Raw genomic sequence first — 10013 nt, forward strand, 5'->3', positions numbered from 1 at the left:
CAGGGATGGCAGAAATCAGATTTTGGTATGGCAACAAATTAGTAGGAATAGAAAAGGTCAAAAATGAAGACCTGAAATTAGTCCACTTTTAAATCTTAAATAGTCCACTTTTAAAATTTAGCTAACAGTATCTTCATCCAAATAATTTTTAAAGATGTTTAATTTTTCGAGTAGAATGCTTAAAATGTTTACAAGATAAATGAGAAAAAGGGAGGGAGAAATGAATAGAGGTAATTGGAGAAAAGTTGTTATCTTCGCAACAATAGCCATGATATTGGTGTTTTGGATAGTTCTAACCTTTAAAACCTGCGCTTTCCAGAAAGTGACATCCAAAAAAAACGAATTAGAAAAACCACTCCTCTTGGAAGCTTCAATAGATAAGGTGCGTGCAAAACCAGGAGACACAGTTATAGTGACAGTTGTGGTTAAAACAAAGAAGCCTCTCCATCCTGTAAAAGTTAATGGAATTCTGTTTGAACCAACAAAAGGATCCAAGAATATAGATTTAAGAATCAAAAATAAAGATTATGACATCTACGAGGGAAAGATTAAATTGAGCCAAGATGCTTCCGAAGGATTATATGCTATTACCGTATATGCTACAGGTGGTCCTTACAAAGAGATATGTAAAGCGAGCTTCTTGGTGGATAAGGTCATTGGTGACTTCCTGATAATTAGCACTTTTCCAAGGGAAAATGCCGAAGAAGATGTCACTCATTATATGAAAAACTTCTTTAGTCTTGGAGGAAACATGCTGATTATTCATGCTATCATATCAGAAAATGCATGGTATCCATCCAAAATATGCAAATCCACTGCTATTTCTGATTCTTCTGATGACAGGGTTGGACTTGCATTAAAACTGGCTGATAAGTTTGGTCTTCCAACTCTTGTTTCAGTAAGCTGGGATATGACTCAGAAGATGCCATACTCTCGGTACATGGAAAGCACCAAATCAATTATAAAGGAACTGTGGGAACTCTATGGCCACTACCCCTCTCTTTTAGGATTTTATAACTATCAGGAAGGAAGTGGAACATATCTTGCTTCTCAGGTGAGAGAATTCTGTGATACGGTAAAGGCTCAAAACAAAGGGCTTCTTACGGCTTGTGCGCCTTATATCGATGACCCTCTGCTTGCAGGATACCTTGCAGCGATCGAGAGTCTTGACATCATTATCTATCAGGGTGCAGTTATGGCTTCATACCGTTCGGACAACAGGAAATGCTTTCCTTTAAGAAGGACAAAAGATTTCACCTCCCTTTCATCAGGAGGGACCCTTATAAGAAATAAAATTACCTTATCTCACGTTGAACTTTTTGGCTATATGGAAAAAAGTTTTACAAATAAATACCTTGCGAGTTATGAGAATATCTATGGCCAGATTCTGAGTGCAGCAACTTGCTACGGCCCTGATGGAATTATGTTATTTACATATCACCACAATATCCATAACCAGTCTAAGAAAACCCCTGAAGCGAAAGAGTCTGGGCTTGGTGTAAGAGATGGATTGCAGGCATATGAATTAATATCAAAAAATGTGGCCACAGAATCGAGTCACGTAGCATTATACATCCCATATAGTGATTGGTGTAGCGATCGCTGGACAAATTGCTTTGTCCCTGCTTTAGACAGTTTCCGGCGCCTTGGAGTCATGACAGAGATTATTCCTTTTATCCCTCCAAAAGGTGAAGAAATCCTTCCGTATTACCCCATGAGCCTGAATGAAGACCAACTGGAATATTTACTTACCAACAAGTTTGTTCTTGTATTACCAGACATCTCAGGGATGCAAGACACTGATAGCATATTAATAAAAAAATTTGTAGAGAAAGGAGGGATAGCCATTTTATTCGGTCCACACATTCCATATGGAGACCGCTTTGAGAGAGCTGAATTATGTGGAGGAAAAGAAAAAACATCGGCAAGGCATTATTATATCAAGGTCAAGGAAGCTGTTTATACGCGGGTGATGAAAGGGATGAAATTCGCTTTTGAACCATCTGATTTCTTGTCATGGACCCCGACCACAGGAAAGGAGATTGCCATCTTCGAAGATGGTTCAACCGCTGTGCTCATGAATGGATTTGGTAAAGGAAAAGTTTTTACAATACCCATAAGTATAAAAGATTCAGTAAGGATTATGCCCGATTTAATAAGAGACATTTTAGACTATGCTTTAGCTCAGAGGGGAGTGAAGAGAGCATTTGACATAATAGGTGCTAACGAAGACATGGACCTGGCAATGTCTTTTATGAACGGAGAATATCGACTGGCGATTGTGAATTATGGGAAGAAGCCAATTGATTTAAAAATTTGTCCATTGAATATAGCTTCCGAGAAGTTATATAAATTAATTGACCTTAGAACTGGAAAAATAATATCCCAGAAGTCAGGAAAAAACTTTGCTGAGATAAAGATAAGAATCAGAGCAATTGACTTTGTAGCTATAAAACTATCAGCAAAATAAGACTTGAGTTCCATAGTGCCTTTCTTTCCATCCTTGACATGGTTCACCTTTAATGCTCCCTTATAGTTTGGATCGTAGTATGTGTTACCAAGAAAAAGAATCAGGATTGACCCAAGATTTGATTCAAATACCCTTCTATCTGAGACCTCTATTCCGCAAGGGAAGATGGTTTTCAGAAAATGACTTCTCCAACAACAAGATTATGTCATGGGAGAAAATGATTTCCCTGTCACCCCTGCCCATACACCTCCTTCTATCGGTCTCTCTTTTGCACGATTCTTTTCTAAGAGCATAGGTTTTGAATTGGACTTTAGATGTATTTTGAGTTAAAGCTTACTTTACCGGGATTCTATTTTTCTTCATCAATGATTTAGGAATTAAAGTTGAGTCACGCTATATCTTTATTCCCAAATCAAATGACCACCCAGCAATGAATAGCTTTAATATTTGCATCGGTGGATTCAAGAGATTCTGAGGGTTGAATGTACGATATGCAGGTCAATCCTCTGGGTTGATGCAAAAAGCAAAATTATTATCAAGCATGAGAAAAATAAAACAAAAAAGACTCATTCAATCGAAGAACTTCTACAGAAAGAGATGAGTCGAGTTGAAGGATTTGACAGAAAATTTTAAGCCTCAGCAGAGCTTGAGAAAGAGAAAAAGAAGGTGGTTGAGGAAAAATCTAAAAAAGCAATTTCAAAAAAAGAAGAAGAGGAGGAGTCTTGAATAAAAAAGATCATCTACTTTGATCCATACATTAAATTTAGAAATCAAAATTAACCAAAAATATAATTGCATTTAAAAATTTAATTTGTAATAATCACCTTTCTTAGCCTTTTAAACAAATCCATATGAGTTGAGGATTATAATGGAACAAAATAAAAAATTCAGAAAATCTACTCCATTCCCCTTAACCTTCTGGACAGCTAATACCATTGAGCTTTTTGAGAGGGCAGCTTATTATTCTGTCGCCTCCTTTGTTGTTATTTATCTTAATGAAGTTCTCGGTATGAAACCAACATTTTCAACTTTTTTGAATGGTTCTGTACTGTGGGGCTTAATTTATTTTCTTCCAATTTTATCCGGTGCTGTTGCTGACCATTTAGGATTTAAACGAACTTTAACTGCTGCGCTTGTGCTGATGTTATTTGGATATTTGATAATGGGCACTCTGCCCCGGTTCTGGCCATTTTTGCTTGCAGCATCAAGAGATGAGAAATTAAACTTTACAATTCCTGTAGTGATTGGCATTGTCCTGATAGGAATTGGCGGCTCAGTTGTCAAGCCATGCATTTCAGGGACAGTGCAAAAAACAGCAGGATTGCGAGCAACTCTTGGTTTTGGAATATTCTACATGATTATCAACATTGGCTCTATCTTAGGGCGAACCATCTCCTACTTTATCCGAACAAACTTTGGAATTCCCTCAATCTTTTCTTTCGCAGCATTTCCTTTTATCCTTCTTGGTTTTTTCATAGTAATATTCCTTTATCATGAACCTAAATATTCTTCAGGAGAAATCATACAGAAACGGTCGCTTTCTCAGGCAATTCTTGGGATCTTCACTGTCCTCGGAAATCTTCGATTCGTGTTTTTCCTTATCGTTATAGGAGGCTTCTGGTTTATCTATATTCAGATTTATAACCTGATCCCCCTTTATCTGCGCTTCATGGATAGAAATGCGCCTGTAGAACTCTACACATTAGTAAATCCTGTAATGATTGTTTGTTTTCAGTTACTTGTAACTAAACTTGTGAAAAAATGGAGGCCAGTTAAATCCATAATGGCTGGAGTTCTTGTTACTACTGCTGGAATCAGCCTTAATATTATTCCAGCGCTGACAGGAGTTCTATCAAAAACAATAAATTTTGGCCCCATTTTTGTTCCGGTTGCAGGGCTTTTCATCATCTTAGCCATTGCTTCTATAGCTGTTGGTGAGATGATAGCATCACCGAGAATATACGAATACATTGGTTCGATAGCTCCAAAAGGCCAGGAGGGTCTGTTTTTGGGTTATGCAAACCTTCCAATTGCAATTGGTACAATTGTAGGGGCGCCAATTGGAGGGATGATTTTTGAAAGATTCATAGCTTTTCCTTCAAAGATAGGAAACCCTCCTTCTACTCCAGTGATGTGGATGATTGTAGCATTCACAGGATTAGGGTCAGCCCTTGGAATTTTTATCTATGACAGGCTTGTAACCCGCACTAAAAAATAAAGATTTGAAGAAAAAAATTGCCCCAAAAATTAAATGGATAATCAAACCAACAAGGCCAAACTCTCCATCATAAATGGTTTTATCTTCTCCTCTAATTAAACCATATCCATTTACAGGGCCAAATAGATAATAATCCATAGTATCCCATATTCCATGACCTAATGCTGGAGGTATTAAATTGAACTCTTTTGTATAATAATATCCAAATAAAAAACCTCTTATGCAAACATTGAAAGAGTAAATGATGGCTTCTAAAGTGTTTAGAAAGGGATTCAATAAACCAAAGGGTAAATGCCATAATCCATAAACTATAGAAGATAATACTATCGCCTTTAAAATCCTCTTAGATTTAAGCTTATCAATAAGATAGCCCCTGAAAGCTAATTCTTCTGTAAATAAAGCAAGAAATGAAGTCAAAAAGAAAGAAGAAATAACTTTTAGCATTAACTCAAAAAAAATCTCTTTAGAAAGAGAACTTGCTAAATAGGTCAATTTAAAAATTAAATCTAAAATAATTATTAAAGAAATGAAGATTAAATTAACAAGAAAGCTTTTAAGGCATGTTTTCAACCTTGGCTTAAAAAGACCTAATTCAAAAATTGTTTTTCTATGAAAAAGTGTTTGAAGAATCAAAGCTAAAAATGTAGCAAATAATAAACATGGATATAAATATCCAATTCTCCCCTTTACGACAAAACTATATATAAAATTAAAAACAATCGTCAAAATAGAAAAAAGTATCACTCCCTTCAGTTCTTTGTTCTTTAATTTCTTCAACTTTGTATTTTTTTTAAAATCAATATTTATTCTTTTTCTCTTGTTAAAACCGCCTTGCTTAATAATTATACTCTTTATTTCGTAATTTTCTTAAGAATTATTCAGGAAAAAAATTCATATAATATAGTTGCATAAAAAAATTTAATTTTTGTAAGGTCTCTGAAAAATTAATTTCTTATCAATAAAATAACTTTTTAAAACTTGCTAATTTACATTGTATATATATTAGAGACCTCTTAAAAAGCTCCAGATGCAAGGCGCAGTGAAGCTTTGAGCGGAGGCGTACTTCCTGTACGTTGGAGCGATAAAGCTGAGACTGCAACGCAGCAGATGGACTTTTTCAGAGGTCTCTTTGTAAGTTATAAAGAAAGCTCTGTACTATAAAATATTCGGAACATTTTTCTTTTCTAAGCGTATAAAAAACAAGGAGGGATTGTTAGATGAAAAGATTAATTTTAAGTATCTTTTTTCTGATATCGTTATGTTGGTTGATCCTTTATACTCAGCCAAAAAAACCTGACCTAAGTGGCACTTGGCTTCTCAACAAAACTGAAAGTCAACTTTCGGGAATGATGATTCCTGACAACATTGAAATGGTGATTAGCCACCAGGAGCCAAAGATAAACATACAAAAAATTATTTATGTTATGGGTCAAGAAAGAACACAGAATTTATCTTATATAACTGATGGAAGTGAAACTAAAAGTGAAGGTCCGAGAGGAGGCACAAGAATTTCCAAATCTCACTGGGAAGGAGAAAAATTAATCGTAGAATCCACAATGACTGTTTCAACCCCTCGGGGAGAATTTACATCAGAATCAAAAGAAACCTGGGCATTATCTTCTGATGGTAAAACCTTAACGATTGACATTATCACAAAAAACCCTCGAGGAGAATCAACCCAGAAACAGATATTCAACAAAAAATAAAATTTTTTCAATAAATTTTATATTTTTCTTCAAAATTCCCTTAAGGATTTCTTCTTCTGAAGATTAAAAATAAAGAAATTAAAAAAACTTATAATTCTATAGAAACTGGCCAATGGATTGGCCAAATTTTAAGGTTTTTGGCCAATGCATTGGCCAATATGAACTCTGATTTAATTTGATTCAAATAAATCAAAGTAAACAATGGGTTTGTGGGGTTGACTTCCTTCTATCATTTTAAATCCAAGTTTTTCAAATATCTTTAAAGGGCCAGTCCAAGAAAAAACATCAGAAAGTCTTTTGCCATTTTTTGTGGCAGTAACAGGATATGCTTCATATTAATTCTTTTATAAATCTTGCCAAAAGTGTCCTCGGTAAAAGAACTATCTTGCCTGTAATTTCTCTTATCCTTTCTTTAATTTTCATATTATAACCGATACAATCAAGTACAATCAGGTTCACATTCTCTCTTTTGATTATATCAAAAACCTCCTCCATTTCAGAAGCACCTCGATACGGATTTAAAACGTCAACAATTACATCCAATCCTGTTTTCTTCCATTTTTTCATTGAATCTTGTTTTTGTTCTTCCATCGGTACCAATACTCCAAGTTTTCCTTTACTCAAAATTGCAGTTACAGTTTTAAAAAGAATTTTCGAAGGAAAAAGAAAAATTCTTTCAGATTTAATCTCTGGAAAATCACCTATTTCACTTGAGATGAGACCATCAATCTTCATCCCTGTTTTTTTGATAAAAAAATCAACAGATCGAACATAGTCATCTGGAGAAAGCATTTCGCTTCCTGTCGATGGAGCACCTACAGCGGACACGGTTAAAAGTAATGCTTCTTCTGACAAGACTTCTAAAGGAAGAATTTCAGAAAAACCTTTTTCAAAAGCAAGTTTTGCAATTTTTCTCCCTTCTTCAATCCATCCTCCACCGCCACCACCAAGAACTGCACCGCCCAGGACAGCAGCTTCAATTGTCTCCTCATTGATCTTAATTATCCTACCCATTTTGTTCTATTTTGAAATTTGAAATCCTGAAAATTTTCATCCCTAACCAGTAAAGTAGAATTGCTGAAATTATTCCGTTAAAAGCAAAAATTGAAAAAGGAAATATATTTATTACAATAGGATGGCCAGATGTAATAAAACCTATGATAAATGAAATTATATAAACTCCCAGGGCAACAGGGTTCCAACCTTTATTTTGGACATCTGCAATATTTTCTACTTTTCTCCTTCTTCCAAGAATATAGTAATCAGCAATTATTATTCCTCCAATAGGGCCAATTCCTATGCTCAATAAACTTAAAAATAGTCCTAATCTTTCAAGAATTCCAAATGCGCCTAAAAGGGATGAAAAAATCCCAACTATCACAGCAAGTTTCCATCTTGACCATCTAAAAATATTGTTAAATGCAAGAACAGAGGAATAAAGATTGCTGTCGTTTGTTGTCCACTGGGCGAATGCAATCGCAAGAAATCCAACAATTCCAAGGCCAGCGTATTCAGAGCTTATAATTATGTCAGGAAGATGCTCGTGATAAAGTCCAGTTGTCATAGAGAGAATAGACCCAACTAATTGCATCATAGCACTTATTCCCATTGAGAGGGAAGCAGCGTAAAATATATCTCTAAATCTTGGTCTCGAATACCTGAAGACATCAGCTGATGTAACTGCTCCTACTATAAATCCTCCAGCTATAATTGATGCAGCTCCACCAAGAGTCAAAGGATATGGAGAAGGGGAATGATTTTTGGCAATTTCCACAAGTTCTTCAGAAGGTAAAAAATTGTGTCCCATTTTGAATGCTACATAGATGAAAATTAGCACCATTGGAGGGACAGCTCCCCAGCTTAATGTCTTAAGTCCTTTAAAACCAAATATCGCTGGAATCATCATCAATATTCCACTAATAAAAGCTAAATAAGGAACAGGAATGGATGTTTTGGTATATGAAACTAAGGTCTCAGCAAAAAGACCAGCCTGCACTCCAAACCATCCCATAAATGATAAAGCTAAACATAAAGATATAAACAATGAGCCATTCTCACCAAAGGATATTTTTGCAAGAAGAGGGGTGGAAAGTCCCACCTTTGCCCCTATAAAACCTGTTAGAGTCATCACAGCTATTAAAAGAACTTCGCCAAGTAAATAGGCAAATAAAACACTCTTTATGGAGCCAAGCCCCATCCCAACCATCATCCCCCGCAATAAAGCGGACATTACAATCGCTACTCCAATCCATACCATTGCAGTGTCAATCCATGGCCTTCTGTACTCAACAGGGACATGTTTTAAAGAGTAATCCTCTAAAATTTCAGACTTTTCTTTTCTCATTTTTCATCCAGACTTTTGAGACTTATAACATCGAACATTTTTCATGTCAACATGCATTAGTTTGACCTCATATTTTGCTTCTTATATATTATTCAATTCCAAAAATGACAAAAGAGAAGATATTTTATTTCAATCTATACATAGGCGTTTTTATTTTAATTGCTTCTGAACTTTTACTTCTTCTCAATGTTCCATTCGTTAAGAATTGGTTTTTTTGTCTTTCATGGTGGTCTTACATATTAATTATCGACAGCTTGAACTTCAGAAAAAGAAAAACCTCACAGTTGTATAGTTCTTTAAAAGATTTTTTATTCATGGCTTTTATTTCTGTATTTCTGTGGCTTATTTTCGAAATCTTTAATTTAAGATTGAAAAACTGGTCCTATCATAATTTGCCAGCTAACCTACCAGAAAGATGGACTGGCTATTTTATTGGCTTTGCCACTGTAATCCCTGCTCTTATGGAGACTGCTTTATTTATTGAAGGTCTTCTTAAAATAAATACATCAAAATTCTCAATTAAAGTTACGAAAAATTTAATTATTATAAGTATTTTAATTGGGTTTCTTTTAATATTTCTCTTCCTCTCATTTCCTAAGCAATTCTTTGCATTTGTATGGCTCTGCTTTATTTTTTTGATACCCCCCTTTAATTATATACTTAAGAACGACGACTTTTTTTCTGATTTGGAAAAAGGATATCCGGGAAGGATAATAAGCTGGTTAATCGCTGGCCTCATTGCAGGATTTTTCTGGGAATTCTGGAATAACTGGGCATTGTCAAGATGGAGATACAACATCCCATATTTTAATTTCTTGAAAGTCTTTGAAATGCCCATTTTGGGTTTTCTTGGTTTTCCTCCATTTGCTCTTGAAGTCTTCTCTATCTATCAGTTTATTTTTTTTATTAGAAAAAAAATTGAAAAATATATTCTACTAAAATGGATATTGTTTTTTATTTTATTGTTATTTTATACTTTTTGTTTTTCATTGATTGATAGATTTACCCTTCTGGAGTAAAAAATTAATTAATCAATAAAAGTTATTGAATTAAATTAATCTTAGTAAATTTTTGAATCTCATTAAAATGAACATCAAATGTAAATATTTTACAATCATATTCCTTAGCAATTGTTGCAATATAACAATCTGTATATTCCGATCCAAAGTGGCCATCGATTCCGATTCAAACCGGCCACTGATTCTGATTGAAAGTGGCCACCCATTCCGATTTATTCCGGCCACTTTTTCGATGAAATCAGAATTTGAAAAAGTT

At 34.7% G+C, this 10013-nt stretch carries 9 protein-coding genes; 5 read left to right on the plus strand and 4 right to left on the minus strand.

The annotated features are described in order from the left end of the window. Positions 1–220 precede the first annotated feature (220 nt). From AB1410_03765 to AB1410_03775, 3 genes are all read left to right on the plus strand, one after another. On the plus strand, positions 221–2470 hold the full coding sequence (locus AB1410_03765) for a DUF4434 domain-containing protein (protein ID MEW6455817.1): 2250 nt from the start codon (positions 221–223) through the stop codon (positions 2468–2470). Between the two features lie 447 nt (positions 2471–2917). Next, positions 2918–3103: a hypothetical protein gene (locus tag AB1410_03770; GenBank protein MEW6455818.1), complete on the plus strand. Its 186-nt coding sequence runs from the start codon at positions 2918–2920 to the stop codon at positions 3101–3103. A 235-nt stretch (positions 3104–3338) separates the two neighbouring features. Further along, the gene (locus tag AB1410_03775) at positions 3339–4688 is read left to right on the plus strand and encodes an MFS transporter (GenBank protein MEW6455819.1); all 1350 of its coding nucleotides are present in this window, start codon (positions 3339–3341) and stop codon (positions 4686–4688) included. Here the strand turns inward: AB1410_03775 and AB1410_03780 are convergent. Beyond that, positions 4635–5465, minus strand: coding sequence for a CPBP family intramembrane glutamic endopeptidase (locus tag AB1410_03780; GenBank protein MEW6455820.1), 831 nt, complete (start codon positions 5463–5465; stop codon positions 4635–4637). The two genes, AB1410_03775 and AB1410_03780, sit on opposite strands and share 54 nt — an antisense overlap. Before the next feature lie 440 nt (positions 5466–5905). Here AB1410_03780 and AB1410_03785 point away from each other — a divergent pair, with 440 nt between their 5' ends. After that, positions 5906–6394, plus strand: a complete 489-nt coding sequence (locus AB1410_03785) for a hypothetical protein (protein ID MEW6455821.1) — start codon at positions 5906–5908, stop codon at positions 6392–6394. Between the two features lie 330 nt (positions 6395–6724). Here the strand turns inward: AB1410_03785 and AB1410_03790 are convergent, their stop codons facing one another. After that, positions 6725–7408 carry an AroM family protein gene (locus AB1410_03790; protein MEW6455822.1) on the minus strand — a complete coding sequence of 228 codons (684 nt, stop codon included), beginning with the start codon at positions 7406–7408 and terminating at the stop codon, positions 6725–6727. Next, a complete protein-coding gene (locus tag AB1410_03795) occupies positions 7401–8738 on the minus strand; it encodes a cytosine permease (GenBank protein ID MEW6455823.1) in 1338 nt (445 codons plus the stop codon). The genes AB1410_03790 and AB1410_03795 overlap by 8 nt, the downstream gene beginning before the upstream one ends. A gap of 104 nt (positions 8739–8842) precedes the next feature. On the opposite strand from AB1410_03795, the gene AB1410_03800 reads away from it, so the two are divergent. Further along, the gene (locus tag AB1410_03800) at positions 8843–9757 is read left to right on the plus strand and encodes a hypothetical protein (GenBank protein MEW6455824.1); all 915 of its coding nucleotides are present in this window, start codon (positions 8843–8845) and stop codon (positions 9755–9757) included. Between the two features lie 30 nt (positions 9758–9787). On the opposite strand, the gene AB1410_03805 is transcribed toward AB1410_03800, so the two are convergent. Next, a partial coding sequence (locus tag AB1410_03805; protein ID MEW6455825.1) for a hypothetical protein occupies positions 9788–10013 on the minus strand: 226 nt, incomplete at its 5' end.

It is taken from the genome of Acidobacteriota bacterium (genome assembly GCA_040756905.1).
Classification (GTDB): Bacteria; Acidobacteriota; Aminicenantia; order JBFLYD01; family JBFLYD01; genus JBFLYD01.

Bases quoted from the DNA above. Each gene is read 5' to 3' on its own strand.
- AB1410_03765 (MEW6455817.1), top strand. From the start codon at position 221: ATGAATAGAGGTAATTGGAGAAAAGTTGTTATCTTCGCAACAATAGCC.
- AB1410_03795 (MEW6455823.1), bottom strand. From the start codon at position 8,738: ATGAGAAAAGAAAAGTCTGAAATTTTAGAGGATTACTCTTTAAAACAT.
- AB1410_03785 (MEW6455821.1), top strand. From the start codon at position 5,906: ATGAAAAGATTAATTTTAAGTATCTTTTTTCTGATATCGTTATGTTGG.
- AB1410_03790 (MEW6455822.1), bottom strand. From the start codon at position 7,408: ATGGGTAGGATAATTAAGATCAATGAGGAGACAATTGAAGCTGCTGTC.
- AB1410_03775 (MEW6455819.1), top strand. From the start codon at position 3,339: ATGGAACAAAATAAAAAATTCAGAAAATCTACTCCATTCCCCTTAACC.
- AB1410_03800 (MEW6455824.1), top strand. From the start codon at position 8,843: ATGACAAAAGAGAAGATATTTTATTTCAATCTATACATAGGCGTTTTT.